This window comes from Peribacillus sp. TH27, from assembly GCF_016650915.1.
Classification (GTDB): domain Bacteria; phylum Bacillota; class Bacilli; order Bacillales; family DSM-1321; genus Peribacillus; species Peribacillus butanolivorans.
Map to the genome: position 1 here is coordinate 1,181,775 of NZ_JAEKEV010000002.1, position 19,161 is coordinate 1,200,935.

Genomic DNA, 19,161 nt, shown 5'->3' on the forward strand with positions numbered 1-19,161 from the left:
TTTGTTATATTGTACATTTGTATGTTATAATAAACAACAATAAGTTTAATGGAGGATTATTTATGGAACCTATTGAAGAGGTTATAGCCAATAATCTTGTCAATTTAAGAAAAAAACGAGGATTGAGTTTAGATAAAGTAGCTAATCTTACGGGAGTTAGCAAAGCGATGTTAGCTCAAATTGAAAAAGGGAAGTCTAGTCCAACCGTCACTACTCTATGGAAAATTGCAAATGGATTGCAAGTATCTTTTTCTGTTTTTATGAAGGAAGCTGTAAAGCCACAAATTGAAAAAATAAACATTAATCAACTACCTCCAGTAATTGATAATAATGGAAATTATCTTGTCTATTCTATCTTTCCATATCATCCAGAAAAAAATTCGAAATTTTTACAGTAGACTTAAAGCCTGGATATAGTCATATATCAGAAAAGCATCTCGGTGAAGAATATATACTGATAAAAAGTGGTGAACTTACAATTGATATACATGGTAAGGGGTTTGTATTAACTACTAATGAAACAATTAACTTTAGTTCTAGTACTGAACATAGCTATATAAACTCTTCAAAAGAACTAGTTAGTTTTTACATACTTATCTATTATCCTGACGACATTCATTAAAGAAGTTCTAAAATAGCCAACGTATATGATGTCCTTCATAGTTAGTTTCTTATTGAATGAAGCATAAGATATTTAATATTAATTAATTTAAGGTAGATAAAAAAATGCTCACATTTCACTTGAAATGCGGGCATTTTTGGGTTTAGAAGATGCTCATAAAGACTCATTCTTGTTCAATTACTCTTGTTTTCATCTTCAATATAATCCTGACATTAATATAGGAGCTAGCTTTCATGTCGCTTCTTGTATTAAATTATATGCTTTTTTACACCCGAAAGGATAGCTTGGAAACGCACTAAAACCATGAAATTCAACATCGATAGTTCTGGAATTGCTCAGTTTTTATAAGCTCTAAGACAAATAGAAAGACAGTTTAGTATAACAAAAGAGGATTTTTTGATTTTACTAGAGCCCACTTGTGGACATTATTCATATTTGGTTCAACAGGCTTTACTAAATGAAGGGTATGATTTGTTCCAAGTTGAAAATAAATCTGTTGGAGAATTTCGCAAAAATAATTTAGGGATCAATGAAACTCAAATTCAATGGGTGCAAAGGTAGTGTCTTTTAGGGATGGCATAAGCTATTACATCTTCATGCAAGGCGTTACCCTTATTAGACCACAAACGGTATTACAATCCCTATTTAGAACCGTTATGCGATATTGGTATTTAAATATTCAACTTACTCGAAGCAAAAATCAAGTTCAAAAATTATTATAGGTTACTCACCCAGTTTTGAACAAAGCTTTCAAGAAATTGGGTTCTCCTTCTGTTATGAAATAGTTTTAGAATATCCTATTGGGTTACACACGAAAGCATCGACTGAAGAGAAATTATACAAAGCTATATCAAAAGCAGGTGCAACAAATGTTGCGAAGAAGGCTGCAGAAACACTAGTAGAAGTTATGCCCAATACTGAACATCTCGTTGGAAGGCAGCAGTTGATAATAAAGAGTGAAAACTTCGTTCTATTTATTCGTGTTCGTAGATATGAATGAATAGAACGAAGTGGAGGAGGATAAATGAAAGCAATTGTGTATACAAAGTACGGTCCACCCGACGTTCTTCAGTTGAAAGAGGTAAAAAAACCTACTCCTAAGGAAAATGAAATACTGGTAAAAGTAAAAGCGACTACCGTAACAGTAGCAGATATTCGGTCAAGGAGTTTTACAGTTCCTCTTTCTGTTTGGCTGCCTGCTCGAATAACACTTGGTTTTAGACGTCCCAAAAAATCTATATTGGGTTTGGAGTTATCTGGGGAAGTTGAGTCAGTAGGTAAAGATGTCAAGCAGTTTAAGGAAGGTGACCAGGTTTTTGCAGCTTCCCAAATTGGTTATGGTGCTTATGCCGAGTATAAGTGTCTACCTGAAAATGGACCAGTATCTATTAAACCCAACAATTTATCTTTTGAAGAAGCCGCTGCCATTCCAATTGGGGCACGAACAGCATTGTTTTATCTTAGAAAAGCTAACATTAAGAGTGGTCAAAAGGTTCTTGTCTATGGTGCTTCAGGAAGTGTAGGAAGTTATGCAGTACAGATTGCCAAGTATTTCGGAGCAGATGTTACAGGGGTATGCAGTACCACGAATTTAGAATTGGTAAAATCTCTGGGAGCCGATCAGGTAATTGATTACGCTAGAGAAGATTTTTCGAGTAAGGGCGAGACTTACGATGTTATTTTTGAAGCGGTAGACAAAAGTTCGTTTTCAGGTTGTATGAAATCCCTAAAGAAGGACGGAACCTATATAAACGTCACTGTACCATTACCTGGTGTGCGAATGCTATGGACCAAATTGACAAGCAACAGGAAATTAATTTTGGGTCAAAATTCACCTGAAAATTCCGAAGCTCTAAACTTCCTCAAAGAACTTGTTGAGACGGGGAAGTTAAAAGTGGTCATTGACAGATACTATGCGTTTGAAGAGATAGTTGAAGCTCATAGATATGTCGAGAAAGGACACAAGAAGGGAAATGTCGTCATAACTGTGGAACATAATAGCAAATCCTAATAAATGGAGCACTATTCTATCAATGATTGGGGCAATGGAATCTGTTTATGGGTTAGGAAACCATTGAAACACAAGAGTGAGTTTTCAATTAAGATAACATCAAGCTATCATTAAGCTAACGGGTGCTTTTCTTGAATAAACACCAATCCGAATCCTTTTCCCTTATTCATTATGATGCAAAAAAATCCCTACTTTTTAATCGCAAACAGGGATTTTTTCTTTGTTTAAATATTGCGTTTTTCTCAAAGTACTACACTACATTGAAGAAGAAAATACTTAAACTACTTTAATCGCTTCTTCAATTGTTTCAAATGGAATGATTCATTCACCAACGGTCCACACTTCCTCCAAACTACTTTATTTTTCCTTGGAGGATTTAACACAGTATGTTTAAATCAGCCTTATCCCTACCTCCGTCGAAAACCAAAGATGCTCCTACCCAAGTTTCTTATCCTAGATAGGCTTTAGCATCCACCATGCACCTAACTTCGGTATTTACCTCAAGTGGTCCCTCCTACTTTTAATTTCAGTTGGATTTGAATATACTCACTGAGCTCACTGCTTTAAATTGCCTAGATCCGTTTGAAGAACTTTAACCTCAGAGATTTTTTTGAAAAGTTTTCGTGTTTGAAAGCTTTTATACGCTTTTGACACTCAAGATTAAACCAAAAGCACAAGGAAGTAAGTAATATCCACATTCGAAATTTAATTCCCTAGAAATGAAGCATAAACGATAATCCAAAATAAAAAACAATTTAATGAAGTAAAAATTATACTATCTACCTCATTCCTCTCACTTGCGGATCCAAGATTACCTCAAAATGTATTTTTGATATTTAGAAATGCATTAATAAAATCCCTTTCCTGAATATATCAACGATAAGATAAGAAAAGAAAAAAACTTTATTAAGTAAGGATCTGTGCCTCATTTACTTATCTTTTCGTCTTGAACAACTGGTCAGCAAAAGCCGCAAGAAGTTCATGGTTCCTCTTTGACTTTTTTCTCATATGAACAAAATAATTAGTTTCTAAAAAATCCTGAATAACAACTATAAATTCTAGTAATCCTAATGACATGGAGTACACGTGAAAACGTCCAATTATTATTTGTTTGGTACTAACATTATTTCAAGGAAGTAAAGTGTCTCCTATTTTTGGTGTAAAATGCTGTTACTGAGGAGGAAGAAGTCTATTTAAATCCCCATGGAAATAAGTGTTATACATAGAATACTTCTAATGTTTTCTTGAAATATTAAGATGAATGATAAATCCCAAATACTAACTTAAATTAATAACTTTAAAGTTATATTCATAACATAAAAAATATATTTGAAATTAAGTGTCTAGAGTCGTATGATAAGTAGTGAAGATTTAAATTTAATACAAAGTAAATTAAGTTTAACGTAAAGGGGAAATAGATATGGTAGATGTAGCTTCAAAAACAAAGCCTGAACAAGAATCATTTAATTTCACTGCAAACCAAGAACAACTGGATATTCTGGATCAGCTTTTAAAGCCTGAGGTTCAGGAATCATTGAATACTTTAGTTGAGCAATTGCCAAAATTGACTGAACTAGTAAGTATCTTGACAAAGTCTTATGATTTTGCTCAATCAGTAGCAACTGATGAAGTATTAAAAAAGGATACGGTTAGTGCGATTACAGAAATCGCTGTACCTGTAGTTGATTCAGTGAAAGGGCTTGCAGCTAATGCAATCGAAGCTAAAGATCGTGCAGAAGAAAACAATGATGTAATCGGTCTTTTCGGTTTGTTAAGAATGATGAAAGACCCACAAGCACAAAAGCTTTTCCGTTTCGCGAGTGCTTTTCTTGAAATTTCAGCAGAACGAAATAGTCTAAAAAAATAAATCTTTAAACTTTCAATTAGTAAGGACGGGGGATTAATATGTCAAAACAAATCGTCATTTTAGGTGCAGGCTATGCTGGATTACTATCTGCATTAACTGTTCGTGAATATTTTAATAAAGATGAAGTCCAAGTAACAGTGGTGAACCAATACCCAACACACCAAATCATCACAGAACTTCACCGTCTTGCAGGCGGATCAATTTCTGAACCAGCTGTTTCAATACCTTTAGAGAAACTTTTCAAAGGAAAAGATATCGATCTTACCATTTCGAAAGTGGAATCTTTCTCAGTAGATAAAAAAGAAGTAAAACTTTCTAATGGTTCTACTTTATCATACGATGCTCTTGTTGTAGCTTTAGGTAGCCAAACAGGATTCTTTGGTATTCCAGGACTTGAAGAAAATAGCATGGTGCTAAAATCTGTAAATGATGCTAACAAAATTTACAAACATATCGAAGATCGTATTCGTGAATATGCACAAACAAAAAATGAAGCAGATGCAACGATTGTAATCGGCGGCGGTGGATTAACTGGCGTTGAGTTAGTTGGTGAAATCGTTGATCATTTCCCTAAAATCGCTAAACAATTTGGCGTAGACTTCAAAGACTTGAAAATCAAGCTTGTTGAAGCTGGTCCAAAAATCCTTCCAGTATTACCTGATCCTTTAATTGAACGTGCAGTGGTAAGCTTAGAAGCACGTGGCGTTGAATTCTTAACAGGTCTGCCTGTAACGGGTGTTAAAGGAAATGAAATTGCTTTGAAAGATGGACAAACTATCATTGCTAATACGCTTGTTTGGACTGGTGGCGTTGCTGCTCTTCCTATCGTTGGTGAATCAGGTCTTGAAGTAGATCGTGGTAAAGCAACTGTTAATGAGTATCTACAATCTAAATCTCATAATGACGTATTTGTTGTAGGAGATAGTGCTGTTGCTTTCCCTCCAGAAGGTGGCCGCCCATACGCACCAACTGCACAAAATGCTTGGCAAATGGGAGAACTTGTTGGTTACAACCTATATGCAGCATTAGAAGGCAAAAAACTAGAAGAATTTTCACCTGTAAACTCAGGAACACTTGCTAGCCTTGGTCGTAAGGATGCTGTTGCTACAGTTGGAGCTAATAACACCCCACTTAAAGGTCTACCAGCTTCATTAATGAAAGAAGCAAGTAATGTTCGTTACCTGTCTCATATTAAGGCAATGTTCAGCCTTGCTTATTAAGTGAAATGTTGAACTAAAGAAATGTAATATTGCACTATGATTGAAAGCTTCCATTTTAAATGATTATTTTTAAATGGAAGCTTGGAAATCGAGTATTCCATGAACTGGAACAAGGGGAACGTGAAGTAAAATAAATGATTGCTTGATCGAGGGTCATACTCACAATAGCTATTCTAGATATTTTTTCTCAGTCCCGTGGTCCAGTTCATATAGATTATTAAGGATTTTTCATTGATACGTCTGCAACTACACCAAAAACTTCAACCCAAGTCTCTTGGCTTTCCTCCCCTACTTCACAAATCCTGAACAGAAGATACCTACATAAACCCCCCCCATTTAGAGAAATTCCATACATTATCTAAGGATAGAAAGAGACCATTCATCCTTGAGATGAATGGTCCCTTTTTGAAAGTCGATAAAATATAGAAACAATCTTTGCCCCTAAAAGAACCTACTAAATAACTTGGTTGATGCCAAATCTAAGGATAAAACCCTCTGGCAATCTTGCGTTTGTCAAAATCCTGGTCTCCTTTAAGCGATTACTATTATAGGAAGATACTTGCATCAAATCTTCATCCATATAAGCAGGATGAGTCATTATTTCCACACTTTGCCCATCGATTACCCGACCCTTGAGATTATGAAAATAATCTTCAACCACCGTTTCTCCATAAAAATCATCAAGAAAAACATCTGTAACGGTTTGGACACCAGCAAAATGTTTTCCAGCATTACGCACAGGAAGTTGATATTTCTCTGTCAGATTTTTTACAACCGGCAGAAAATTTTCAATCCCGTGTACATGATGATGGCTGTCTAAATGAGACGGATAAAGACCAAATTCTAAAAATCTTTCAATCTGAGCTGACCACTCTCTTTCCAATTCAAGCAAAGAAATGTCGGCTGGTTCACCATATACCACCCCTTGTTTCTTGAAGTGTCCGGAATCGTCAATTAAACTCGGCACATCGCTCAACAAAGGTGTCCCCCATGTCAATACCAAGTGTATACCGACTTTCAACGAGGGCGTCCTCTTTGCGATTTCAATCGCATGCTCCGTTGCTTTTGCATTCATCATGATTGTTGTTGAATTGACAATTCCATATTTGTGGCTATCCAAAATTCCATAATTTACTGATTTAGTTAACCCGAAATCATCTGCATTTACAAGAACTTCAATCATGATAGGTTATCCTGCAATTCCTTTTTTTCAAAAAACTGTGGCAAGAAATCTTTATGCGCCTCAAGCATTTCATCTAAAATAAGTTTCGCAACCCGGTCACTTGGAACGAGAGGATTAATCGTCATAGCAAGCAATGCAGTATCATAGTTACCTGAGATTGCAGCTTCGATGGACACTCTTTCAAATGACTTGATTTGCTGGATTAGACCACGAATCGCCACTGGAAGCTCTCCTACGTTAATTGGTTTCGGACCATCCTTAGTAATCACACAGCTAATTTCAATAGCCGAACCATACGGAATTCCCTCAATTGCACCATGGTTGATAGTATTTACCGCTTGAATGTCACACTTATCCGAATGCATCGAGCAAATTAAACGCACTGCTGCATCGCTGTAGTAAGCGCCTCCTCGCTCTTCAAGCTGTGGTGGCTTAATAGCCAGCCCCTTGTCTTTGTATAGCTCGAATAATCCTTCTTCAAGCTTTTGAACCACCTCAGCGCGTGTTTCTCCTTTTTCAGCATCCTTCAACTCTTGAGCAAGCACATCTCCTGTTTTGTAATAGTAGTTGTGGTATGGACAAGGGAACAAATTTAAAGCTCTAAGGAATTCTGGCTCCCAGCCCATTGCGTGAATATTCTTCATTGTAACGGCTTTAGCTGGATCTGTTATCAGATTAATGATTTGATCTTTCACACTTTTCCCATCAACGAATACATCGAGGCCGTAAACCATATGGTTCAAACCAGCAAAGTCGATCCGCACTCTTGAGGGCTCCACGTTCATTAAATCGGCTACTCCACGCTCCATACCAATCGGTACATTGCAAAGTCCGATGACTTTGGTAATATTACTGTGACGTAACACAGCTTCCGTTACCATACCAGCAGGGTTTGTGAAGTTAATCAACCATGCATCCGGACAAACTTCCTCCATCTCACGAGCTATATCAAGAATAATAGGAATTGTTCTAAATGCCTTGAAAAGTCCACCTGGTCCGTTCGTCTCCTGTCCAATAACTCCGTGTTTCAGTGGAATCTTTTCATCAAGAGCCCTAGCAGCGAGCTGACCAACACGTAGCTGAGTTGTTACATAGTCAGCTCCTTTAAGCGCTTTCTTTCTGTCTAATGTTAGATGAACATCAATCTTTACACCAGCCTTTTCAACCATCCTTCTTGCCAAGTCCCCAACAATTTCAAGCTTTTCCTTTCCCGCTTCGATATCCACAAGCCAAATCTCGCTTACAGGAAGCTCTTCATGGTATTTAATAAAACCTTCAATCAGTTCCGGCGTATAGCTCGAGCCGCCGCCAATTGTGACAATTTTTAACCCCTTACTCATTCTGCTGTCCCCTCCTTCACAGCATCTGCATTTAAAAACTCTTCACGCAGATCAATCATTTCTATCGCAAGATCCTTTAACGTCATGGCTGTCATTAAATGATCCTGAGCATGTACGAGGAGAATTGGAAGGTCAAATTGGTCTCCCCCTGCTTCTGCATGGATTAATTGAGTTTGAAATTTATGGGCTTGTAATAATTCTGTTTCTGCCTCAGCGATTTTCAATCTAGCAGAATTAAATTCTTTTTTCTTCGCTTCTTGCATGGCTTCCATTGCGAAGCTTCTCGCATTTCCACTATATAAAATCAGTTGAAATGATAATTGGTATAATTCTTCTTTTTCCACTTTTATCACTACTTTCTTAAACGTTTAGCGTTTCTGAATCTTTTGTAAGCTCTGTTTTATTTTTTGTGTCTATCTTCACTTGGGCATAAACGAATGGTAAATAAATCACTGTTGAAATGACTAAATTTATAGCAACTAATACCGCTCCCGACATATGTCCCCCTGTAGCAAGAAATCCTCCAATAATCGGTGGTGTAACCCAAGGTATCTTAGCGACAATTGGAAAAACCATTCCGCTACTTACTGCTATATAAGAAATAACTGTTGTAATTACTGGACCGAGGACAAATGGTATGAACCACATTGGGTTCAGAACAATAGGCAATCCAAATAGAATGGGTTCGTTAATCTGGAACACCCCTGGTGCCCCTCCAAGTGCAATCATCTGTTTATAACGTTTTCGGCCGGCAATGACCATTGCAATGATCAGACCCAATGTTGCTCCAGATCCACCTAAATAAACAAATGCATCTAGGAAAGAACCTGCCAGTACTCCGTATTGGTCCATATCTTTGACACCTTGTGCGTATAAATCAATATTTTTCACTCCCGAACTTTCAAAAAGCGGTGTTGTAATTCCACCAAGGATATTTGGTCCGTGTAAACCAATCATCCATAATAAATGAACAAGAAATACTAGTAAAATGGCAAATGGCAGTGAATCTACAGCACTTTGTAAGGGGGAGACAATTACTTTACTAAGCCAGTCATTTAATACCTGTCCATCTGTAACTTTACGGAAAAGTAGTCCGAACACACCAGCAAAAAAGATTGTTGCCATACCCGGCACTAACTTTGCAAATGAACGAGCTACTGCTGGTGGTACTCCATCAGGTAATTTAATGACTAAATATTTTACTCTTGAAAGTCTAACAAATATCTCTGTTGCTAAAAGGGCAACGACTATTCCTGTAAATAAGGCTGTTGCATTAAAATAATTTACGCTGACGAATCCCCACGCTCCACCTGTAACATCCTTATCATCGATGGTTAAAGTGACATTGCCGATTTGAGGCAATAATAAGAAAAAACAGGCTGCAGAAACCAACATTGCTTCAAAACCGTCATCCCCGTACGATCTTGCTAGTTTATAAGAAATACCGAACACAGCGAATACCGTCATAAACGCAAAGGTTCCAAACCAAATATCACTGCCAAGCGTATTCCATGCAGGGCCGAAAATGGCCTCCATCATTCTTCCATAAGGCTTGATGACTTGCCCAAGGTTATTAAACAGGACAGCAAACGACCCGATCATTGTAATCGCTATCATTCCAATCAACGTATCACGAATTGCAAGTAAATGACGGTTATTCCCTACCCTTACAGCTCCAGGCATAATATACTTATCAATAAAAGTCATCATATCCTTATTCTCCTTTTATTAAAGTAGTGGCTTGTTTTAGTACTTCTTCACCATTACATAGACCATAGAACATTGGATTGATGGTTGCGACTGGAATTCCTTTTTCTTTTCCTGCTTCCTGTAACTTAGAAAGAAGATATCGAACCTGTGGACCTAATAAAATGACATCAGCCTTATCCATTTCGTTGTTCACTTCTGCAGAACCAACAGCCCATATTTTACAATCTACTCCTTGTTTCTTTGCACTGTCTTCCATCTTGGTAACTAGCAAACTTGTAGACATTCCGGCTGAACAACATAATAAGATATTCATTGAAATTACCCCCCTTTTTAATAATTGATTATTCTGTATTTTTACAATAAATGAAATCACACATTTTTTGCTCAACCAATGATTTGTCTTTTTCACATCACTCTCCTTAAAAGATAATTACTAAACTGGGTATTATTGCCTCTGTATTTATATTGTAGTTACAAATATAGAAAATATCAACACAAATTTTTACTTGTTACTACAAATTTATTATTTAATGTTGATTATTGAACTTATCCGAGATAATCTTAATGTATATATTGGAAAGAGTTAAGGAGGAATCACTTTGGAAACCATGAATAAAGAAGCGGCATTGCATTCCATAGTTAAGGAATCAATTATCGATCTAATAAAAAACGGCGAATATCAAACGAATACAAAATTACCAACTGAAGCGGAATTTTGTAAAATATACGGAGTAAGCAGGACAACAGTTCGCACTGCTTTACAGCAATTGACTGTCGAAGGCTATATCTATCGTGTTCAAGGCAAAGGGACTTTCGTTTCGGAAAATAAAGTGAAGCAATTTCTTACAAGCACGGTTGAAAAGTTCTCTGAGCAAGTCACGATGCAAGGGAAAAACCCCTCTACAAAGGTCATAAGCTTAAAGGTTATCGAAGCAAACGCTACCCTAGCCAATCTTTTCAAGCAAAACGTAGGTGATCCTGTCAACAAGCTAGAGCGTGTGCGTTACGTGAACGATGTCCCACTTCAATATGAAATAGCCTATCTCCCTTGGTACAAAACGCCTGGGCTGAATATTGAAGCCTGTGAAAAATCACTCTTTAATGTGCTTGAAACACAGTTTAGTTTAAAAGTAAAAAAAACAGTCGAACACTTGGAATTTTCCCTTGCCGATGACTCCATTTCAGATAAGTTAGAAGTCCCTAATGGTTCACCCTGTTTTTCGTTAGAAACATACACATATGAGAATGATGGATCGGTTATTGAATTCTCTAAGACCCTCTTTAGAGGCGACCGTGCACACTTTGTTATTGAACGAAACTATTAAAATATTTAAACACTAAAAAAAGACTGATACTTGCTTCAATAAGGCAATTCGTTTTTTTATATGTAATTCTCTTAATCTAAGGAATATAATGTTCCCTATATTGTGCCATATGGAAGTTTTCTCATTTTTAATTCATTTAAAAAGGTTAATTCAATATTTTATTTAATCATGGTTTTTCAAATACAAAAACACAGCAATCATTATAAAGATTGCTGTGGCTAATAATATAATCTTTACCAAGATTATTCTACAAAGCTTTAATATAAAAAGGTGTTTATTGCTGAACTCCAATTCATACTTATTTATGATTTCTCAATCCTTCGGAGATGTTTACATTCAATTAATAGACTTGTCAGGATATTATCAAACACCGATTTGTTTAATATCGTTAGTCTTGATATTTTTCAAGCGCTTTATATCCAAGCGAATCAATATAGAGATGATCAAAGCAACCACGAAAAAACCTGTGAAAACGATTAAGCTTTGGGAATAGCTACCTGTTGTTTCTCTAATCCATGAAGCGAACATCGGTCCAACAAGACCTGCTGCTGCCCATGCCGTTAAAATATACCCATGAATAGCACCTAACTGCTTTGTTCCGAACAAATCACCGATATACGCTGGAATCGAAGCAAACCCTCCCCCATAGCAGGTATAAATAATCGCTAATAAAATTTGAAAAACAACTGGATTATCCGTAACTGTCAAGAGTGGGAATGCGATGACTTGTATGGAAAAAAATACGGTATACGTATTCGGGCGACCAATGAAATCTGACACAGATGCCCAACCTATACGTCCAAGGCCATTAAAAGCACCAAGAACCCCAACTAGGGCAGCTGCTGCAACGGCACTCAATCCAATACTTTCCTGAGCAAGTGGAGATGCTGCTGAAATGATAGCAATCCCACAGGTAATATTAATAAACAGCATAAGCCAGAGATAATAAAAACGTTTTGTCTTTACTGCCTCGTTTGCCGTTAGTTGCGAAAGATCCTGCAATGGCTTCACTTTTCCCATTTTAATTTTTTCTTTATACCCATCAGGTAGCCAGTCTTTCTCCGGGGGCTCCAAGTAAAGAGATGAAGCTATCATTATAATAAAGTAAGCGGTTCCAAGAGTAAAAAAGGTATTAGCAATTCCAATAGAACCAATCAAACTTTGAATGATTGGTGAGTTAATCAGTGCCGCAAATCCAAAGCCCATAATGGCTAGACCAGTCGCTAGCCCCCTACGATCTGGAAACCACTTCACTAAAGTCGATACAGGGGCGATATACCCTACGCCAAGTCCGATTCCACCGAAAACTCCATATGCAATATAAAGTAAAGGCAATGATTCCATGTTGATCGCTACACCAGCACCCGAAATACCTAAGCCAAAAAAAACGGCTGAGAGTATGCCAGCTTTTCTAGGACCATACTTTTCAACAAAATGTCCAAGAAATGCCGCGGATAGGCCAAGAAACAAAATTGCAATACTAAATGTTAAGCTAATATCAGTCAAATCCCATCCGAATTCACTTGCAAGTGGTTTCGTAAATACGCTCCAAGCATACACAGAACCAATCGACAGGTGAATCCCAACTGCCGAGGCAGCAATCAGCCACCGATTCTTTGTTTTTCCCATTTCTCCATCATCCCCCTTACAAAATAAACCGCAAATGATTTTCTACCAGTGACAAAATCTGCGGTTAACTACCAGCAGGATCACCGCTGTTTACATCCTCATATCAATGAAGTGCACTTTTACTGGTAAAGTAACAGATTTCTGTCCTAGATATAAAATATCACAATTAAGTGAACTTTCTACAAAAATAGTAATAAATAGATAAATTTCACAAGTTTTTTTGGAGTTTGGATAATTAAGGAGAAACTACCTTTCCTTCAATGCAAAATATCCATGTCGATTTGAAACTTTTTTTATGAATAGTTTATTACCTTCCAAAAAGAGTTTTGTTTACTATAACAATTGATATATGACAAATTTCTCATAAGGATTATGCTCAGACAAATCTGGTAACATTACTTCTTCTTTCATTTCAAAAGCGGTTTGATTTTCTAAGAAAAAGATATAATCTTTTGATCCATAAAATAAAACCAATTCGATTTCCCGTGGTTCCTTTTCGAATGAAAGCAATATATTATTAATGATTTTCATGAAAATTTGCACGGAAAACGGATTAAAGAAATAAAAACGATTGTCTCGCAAATCAATCTCGTAATTTTCTGCCAAACAACAATGAAATTCTATATTATCTTTGTTTTTATTCGTTTTTTTCATATACCTATATCGGTTTTCAATAGCTTCTATATAGAAAGTTCTATTCATTTCTACTCCAACAACAGAAGCTTGAAATAAGTAATGAATAAAGAAATTCAATCGCCCTTTACCACAACCAAAATCCACAATGCGATCACTACTTTTTAATTGATACTTCTTGAATAATTGTTCTAGTGCGCTATATGGCGTTGGCTCATAACGATGATAATGCAAAGACTTATTAAATTCCTTTTGTTCTCCTACTGTTTTGATGTTTAGCAATTCATCATAATATGTTTCTTTCATTTAGACACACCTGCTTAAATGGAATTGTGATTTTTCATGGTTTATTATATAAAAAAATTAATTTAATCGTAAGCCCTTGTTTATGTCGAGGATTGTATTTTTTCATTATTATTTTCATAAGATGCCTTCTAGCTAATGTTAAAAACCCCGAATGATAAAAGTGCTATTCGGGGTAAAGTTTATTATATGAATATCTACTCTATCGTTATTTCGACTGTGCTTTTGCTACAAATTCATTGAAATCGGAGATACTTGGGTTGGCCATATAGTGGCCGCCTTCCACCTGGATCGTCTGTCCTGTAATGAATTTTGACTCATCAGATGCAAGGAATACAACGGTATATCCGATATCATCCGCTTCACCGTGGTATGGCAATGCATTATACTTGGCAAATATATCGAGTACAGCTGGAGGAATATTATCCTTTGCTGCAGGAGTTAAAATAAGGCCTGGTGCCACTCCATTGCAACGAATATGATCTTTACCATATTGTGCAGCGATATAACGAGTCAGGTTCACAACACCTGCTTTTGACGCGCCATAAGCTGATCGTACGGCATCGCCCGCAAACCCAGCCATTGATGCAGTATTGATAATGGAACCTCCACCTGCTTTAATCATGTGTGGAATAGCAAATCTGCTTCCTAATAGTACACTTTTCAAGTTTACATCCATAAGTCGATCCCATTCATCCAAATCTAAATTCACGACATCAAGATCTTTATGTAAGTTAGTTAAGCCAACATTATTAACTAGTACTGTAATAGTTCCGTATTGTTCTATTGTAAAGTCAACAGCAGCCTTAATCGAATCTGCCTGTCCAGCATCTAAAAATACTCCGGTTGCTTCTCCACCTTGTTTTTTAATGCTTTCTGCCGCTTCCTTAGCTCCTGCTTCATTAAAATCAGCTATCACGACTTTTGCGCCTTCTTTAGCCATTAATGTGGATATAGATAATCCAATACCAGATGCTCCACCTGTCACTAACGCTACTTTACCTTGTACTCTCCCCATAATTCTCCACCTGCTTTTCATGAATATAACGTTCTTACTTTTTTTTATTTATGCCCAACATGTCTAGAATACACCTACAATAAATAGATTACAAATAATTATACTCGTTGTTCATTTTTTAATATATAAATAGGTGTAACTTGAAATAATGAAATAAAATTCCTGACTACCTTGATATCATTTCGAATAATTATTCTATATGTTTTCTCTATACTAGACTTTCCAAAACAGCAAAAAACAAGCTGAAGCATCAAAATATGCTTCAGCTTGTTTTTCATTTCTCTTCATCTGCATCCCATATGATCCAATCATGAACCTCAAGAATTTCCAAAAATTTCATTAACCGTGGTAGGGCTGGTTCTGCTTCCTCACCAAAATGTTCGCTCATAGCTTCAGAAATCTGATTAACATTTCTTTGGAATTCCATTTGTTGAATAGCAAATGCTCCAAATTTATCTAGCTTGATTCGGCGAACTGAAGGCTGTTTGAAAAAACGAATCGTTATTCTTTCCACAAAATTGGTCCGTTGAATGATCAAAAAGGTTGCTTCCGAAGAATCATGTTCCAAAGTGACGCGTCTTTCCAAATGAGGAACCATTGTTAACAGATTCCTCTTTTGTGATTTGCGTTTACGAAGCATCTTCTTTTTTCCCTTTGCTAGATATGAACCAGAGCAATCCAGCTAGAGCAAGGAATAGTAAGAATGGAATCAGATTGCTTGCTAATTTCGCAGCAGCTGGAACTTGAACTCCTGCTGCAATCAATATTGCAATAAACACACCAATTAATGATTCTCCTGCTATTAATCCAGATGCAAATAATGTACCTCTATCTACTCGTGCTTTTAGTGCTTCTTTTGTTTTCGCGAAGTATTCAACGAAGAAACGTACAAATCCACCAATCATAATTGGGGCACTAGTATGAACTGGCAAGTAAATACCTACTGCAACAACTAGTGAATTTAGACCGAAAAACTCTAAAGTGATGGCAATGGCCGCACCGATAAAGATAAGGGTCCAAGGTAAGTCTCCTCCAAGAACACCTTCAGCAAGTATTTTCATAAGTGCCGCTTTAGGTGCAGGAAGTTCTGCAGATCCCATTGTATAGGCATTATCCATAAGAACTAGGATAAACCCAATCACTGATGCAGAAGCGACAACACCAATCATCATAGCAACTTGTTGTTTCCATGGCGTTCCACCTACGATATAACCTGTTTTTAAATCTTGAGAAACGTCACCTGAAACAGCAAGTGCTGTACAAATGATTGCAGCCACGGTTAAAGCGGCCACCATTCCCGTTGTACCTGTAAAACCAGTAGCTTTATAAACAATCGCTACAATTAATAGTGTGGCTATAGTCATTCCAGAAACAGGGGAAGAAGAACTTCCGACGATTCCAACAACCCTTGAAGCCACTGTTACGAATAAAAATCCAAAAATCGCAATTGCAATCGCACCGATGATTCCTACATCTGTTATAGGTGTGAAAGCAATGATTAAAATAACAATGATTGTTCCCAACCAAACGTATTTAGCTGGTATGTCTTTTTCAGTACGTATAGAACCAGATTTAAGATGTCCTTTATTAGCTTTTACGCCTTTAAGAGTATCAAAAACTGAACTGAAAAGAATAGGTAATGTTTTAATTAAAGTGATTAATCCACCAGTAGCAACTGCACCAGCTCCAATATAACGGATATAGTTATCCCATATTCCCCATGCGTCCAATTCACCGATTGGTACATCAGAAGGGAAAATAGCTGTTGTATTGGTGCTTCCAAAGAAACTAATTGCTGGTATAAGAACGACCCAGGCTAATAACCCTCCACCTAGCATTTGACCAGCAACACGTGGTCCAATGATATAACCTACTCCCAAAAGAGAAGGAAAGGCATCAAGACCAACTACTGCATTTTTAAAATTCGAAATTCCTGTTTCAACTTCTGTTTTGAAAAGCTTAAATCCATCACCAAGCGCTTTAACAACTCCACCGATTACTAATCCGGCTCCGATTAACTTGGCACTTGTACCACCTTTTTCACCTGACTTCAGTACTTCAGCACATGCCGTACCTTCAGGATAAGGTAATGTTTCATGTTCTCTCACAATTAAAAGTTGACGAAGGGGAACCATCATAAAGACTCCTAGGAATCCCCCAGTTAATACAACGAAAATGATAAATGCTTGACTCACTTCGATATCCCACATGAATAATGCTGGAATAGTAAATACAGCACCGGCACCAATGGCCTCACCTGCTGTGGTCATCGTTTGCACAATATTGTTCTCTAAAATTGAATCCCTACGAAAAATCCCTCTTAAAATAGCCATGGAGATTACCGCTGCGGGTATTGAAGCAGAGACAGTTAATCCAATAAGTAGGCCTAAGTATGCATTTGCTGCCCCAAATACGACGGCAAGAATAATCCCTAGAATTATAGCTGTTACAGTTAATTCTGGTAGAGATTTAGATGCAGATACGTACGGGACGAATTTACTTTCTTTTGAATTGTTCGACAATTTAGCCACTTCCTATGTTAAACTTTTAAAATCATAGGAAACATTATATCACTGTAATTTCATAACACGCAATGGGAAAATTCTGCTTATTTAAAATTAGACTATAGTGAAAATTCAGATAAGCCATTTCATTTCAATATTATAGAAGAATAATGCTCAATTAATACCTTCTATCTTCTAGCGTTAAATACAAAACTAATATGGGTACCCATATCGTCAAACTCTGGCTAATCTCTACAAAAAGAGTCTCATCTAGGCAATCTAAAACTGAATTGCCGTTTCTTTTTACGATTGATTTTCATTACTTGATATGCAATAAAGTCAATCACTGCTTTGGTTTGTACATCTATTCTTCAATGTCTATCAAAAGTAAGGTATATGCCAACAGGCCTTGATACGAATTAATGTTTTGGATTTTTATAGAGCTGTTTGCCACAGAATAAAATGGAATATATATCTAACTTACAATCGAAATTTATCCTAGCTGGGTCAAGGAACTTCCTAGTTCTCGCACAATAAAATTAAGCATTACTATTTAATATAACCAATTAAACAAAGTTCAGACGTTTGAAATTATACGCCTGAACTTTTTATATTATTTAAATTAATAGTATTAAATTGAAGTGCTTTTATTTTATAAACACCTTAGGTGAATTAATTATTATATTACTCTTACATCGGATTCCCATTTGCATTTGTTACAAACTGTACAACAATTTATTTTTAACTAGGCATTTGCACATTAAAATGAATATATACATATCCTGCATTAAACTTCGATTTTTAAAAGGAATGATATACTATGGTTTCATATATGGACTACACTTCACCATCAACACAATTCACTTTTGATATAAATAAAAGTCTCCTCGTAAAAAAAGATAATCAAAATTATATAAATGTATTAGGTGTCAAACAATTGAACACACTTGAAAATACGTCTTTACTAGATATTTTCCTGAGCGTCAACAATGTGGTGGAACCGCATTATCACCAAAATGCTGCAGAACTAGTTTACTGTATTTCTGGAGCTGCAACTGTTTCATTACTGAATCCTTTTACAAAACAAATACAGAATTATCCTATTACACCTGGTCAAGTAGCCAACGTTCCACAAGGTTGGTGGCATTATGAAGTGGCGACTGTTGATGACACACATCTACTTGCTATTTTTAATGCACCAACGCCCGAAGTAATTCTTGGTTCGGATATCTTGAAATTGACACCTCCGGATATTATGGCGCATACCTATTGCATGGATGAAAACCAATGGAAAAAAGCAATTGCACCAGTCAAACCAGCAACATTTATTGGTCCACCTGCTAACTGCAACAGAGCTAGTGAAGGGGTTACACATCAATATCCGCAGCAGTATATAAATCACTATGAAAACCAAATGTATACAACTCCGGCATATAACTATCAAATTCCATCTAATCCTCAGTATTATTTTTACTAAAAGTTTACTCATCTTCTGATAATTTTTAAAAAAATTTGAAAGACAGGTTTAGAAAAATAAATAGGTGTTATTAAATGATTTTTTCATTCAAAAAACAATGGAGAACCCTATATAAAAAGGGTTCTCCATTGCTATTAATTACATGACTCTTTTAAAAAGTCGATTTCATATATTTTCGCTATACTCCACTAAATTATAGAGAGGAATCAATTTTAAATTCTCATATATTATAGAAGAAACTAGTCGGAATATGAAATTTGAAAAAGATAAATCCTAGTATTGAATAATCGTATCCAAGTATGTGCTGGATTTAATAATA

The 19,161-nt window shown here is 36.3% G+C and carries 15 protein-coding genes and 2 pseudogenes; 7 read left to right on the forward strand and 10 right to left on the reverse strand.

Features of this window, described 5'->3' with window-relative positions:
* Positions 1-62 precede the first annotated feature (62 nt).
* From JFU24_RS07090 to JFU24_RS07105, 5 genes and pseudogenes are all read left to right on the forward strand, one after another.
* Positions 63-622 (forward strand): annotated as a pseudogene (locus JFU24_RS07090) (helix-turn-helix domain-containing protein).
* Positions 623-833: 211 nt separating this feature from the next.
* Positions 834-1,577 (forward strand): annotated as a pseudogene (locus JFU24_RS31280) (IS110 family transposase); the annotation flags it as partial.
* 69 nt (positions 1,578-1,646) lie between these two features.
* Positions 1,647-2,633, forward strand: coding sequence for an NAD(P)-dependent alcohol dehydrogenase (locus JFU24_RS07095; protein WP_201221342.1), 987 nt, complete (start codon positions 1,647-1,649; stop codon positions 2,631-2,633).
* Between the two features lie 1,420 nt (positions 2,634-4,053).
* Positions 4,054-4,500, forward strand: a complete 447-nt coding sequence (locus JFU24_RS07100) for a DUF1641 domain-containing protein (RefSeq protein WP_053345419.1) — start codon at positions 4,054-4,056, stop codon at positions 4,498-4,500.
* A gap of 38 nt (positions 4,501-4,538) precedes the next feature.
* Complete coding sequence (locus JFU24_RS07105) at positions 4,539-5,720, forward strand: NAD(P)/FAD-dependent oxidoreductase (protein ID WP_201221346.1); 1,182 nt, start codon at positions 4,539-4,541, stop codon at positions 5,718-5,720.
* A 454-nt stretch (positions 5,721-6,174) separates the two neighbouring features.
* Here the strand turns inward: JFU24_RS07105 and chbG are convergent, their stop codons facing one another.
* The 5 genes from chbG to JFU24_RS07130 are packed head-to-tail and all read right to left on the reverse strand — an operon-like array spanning position 6,175 to position 10,266.
* The gene (gene chbG / locus JFU24_RS07110; protein ID WP_201221348.1) at positions 6,175-6,903 is read right to left on the reverse strand and encodes a chitin disaccharide deacetylase; all 729 of its coding nucleotides are present in this window, start codon (positions 6,901-6,903) and stop codon (positions 6,175-6,177) included.
* The gene (locus tag JFU24_RS07115; RefSeq protein ID WP_053345416.1) at positions 6,900-8,243 is read right to left on the reverse strand and encodes a 6-phospho-beta-glucosidase; all 1,344 of its coding nucleotides are present in this window, start codon (positions 8,241-8,243) and stop codon (positions 6,900-6,902) included. The genes chbG and JFU24_RS07115 overlap by 4 nt, the downstream gene beginning before the upstream one ends.
* Positions 8,240-8,587, reverse strand: coding sequence for a PTS lactose/cellobiose transporter subunit IIA (locus tag JFU24_RS07120; RefSeq protein ID WP_056526942.1), 348 nt, complete (start codon positions 8,585-8,587; stop codon positions 8,240-8,242). The genes JFU24_RS07115 and JFU24_RS07120 overlap by 4 nt, the downstream gene beginning before the upstream one ends.
* A 16-nt stretch (positions 8,588-8,603) precedes the next feature.
* Entirely contained in the window at positions 8,604-9,953 is a 1,350-nt protein-coding gene (locus JFU24_RS07125; RefSeq protein ID WP_201249798.1) for a PTS sugar transporter subunit IIC, read from the reverse strand.
* A 4-nt stretch (positions 9,954-9,957) separates the two neighbouring features.
* Positions 9,958-10,266, reverse strand: coding sequence for a PTS sugar transporter subunit IIB (locus JFU24_RS07130; RefSeq protein WP_053348020.1), 309 nt, complete (start codon positions 10,264-10,266; stop codon positions 9,958-9,960).
* A gap of 295 nt (positions 10,267-10,561) precedes the next feature.
* Here JFU24_RS07130 and JFU24_RS07135 point away from each other — a divergent pair, with 295 nt between their 5' ends.
* Positions 10,562-11,278, forward strand: coding sequence for a GntR family transcriptional regulator (locus JFU24_RS07135; protein WP_053348019.1), 717 nt, complete (start codon positions 10,562-10,564; stop codon positions 11,276-11,278).
* Positions 11,279-11,641: 363 nt separating this feature from the next.
* Here JFU24_RS07135 and JFU24_RS07140 read toward each other — a convergent pair whose 3' ends face one another.
* The 5 genes from JFU24_RS07140 to JFU24_RS07160 form a co-directional block, all read right to left on the reverse strand.
* Positions 11,642-12,907, reverse strand: a complete 1,266-nt coding sequence (locus tag JFU24_RS07140) for an L-lactate MFS transporter (protein WP_201181356.1) — start codon at positions 12,905-12,907, stop codon at positions 11,642-11,644.
* A 333-nt stretch (positions 12,908-13,240) separates the two neighbouring features.
* Positions 13,241-13,846, reverse strand: a complete 606-nt coding sequence (locus tag JFU24_RS07145; protein WP_201181358.1) for a methyltransferase — start codon at positions 13,844-13,846, stop codon at positions 13,241-13,243.
* A 205-nt stretch (positions 13,847-14,051) separates the two neighbouring features.
* Complete coding sequence (locus JFU24_RS07150; RefSeq protein WP_098175292.1) at positions 14,052-14,861, reverse strand: SDR family NAD(P)-dependent oxidoreductase; 810 nt, start codon at positions 14,859-14,861, stop codon at positions 14,052-14,054.
* 274 nt (positions 14,862-15,135) lie between these two features.
* Positions 15,136-15,501: a PqqD family protein gene (locus tag JFU24_RS07155; protein WP_053345410.1), complete on the reverse strand. Its 366-nt coding sequence runs from the start codon at positions 15,499-15,501 to the stop codon at positions 15,136-15,138.
* Positions 15,491-17,383 carry an OPT family oligopeptide transporter gene (locus tag JFU24_RS07160; RefSeq protein WP_201181360.1) on the reverse strand — a complete coding sequence of 631 codons (1,893 nt, stop codon included), beginning with the start codon at positions 17,381-17,383 and terminating at the stop codon, positions 15,491-15,493. The genes JFU24_RS07155 and JFU24_RS07160 overlap by 11 nt, the downstream gene beginning before the upstream one ends.
* Before the next feature lie 802 nt (positions 17,384-18,185).
* Here JFU24_RS07160 and JFU24_RS07165 point away from each other — a divergent pair.
* Positions 18,186-18,842 (forward strand): cupin domain-containing protein, encoded by a 657-nt coding sequence (locus tag JFU24_RS07165; protein WP_201221354.1) that lies wholly within the window; start codon positions 18,186-18,188, stop codon positions 18,840-18,842.
* Positions 18,843-19,161: the final 319 nt, after the last annotated feature.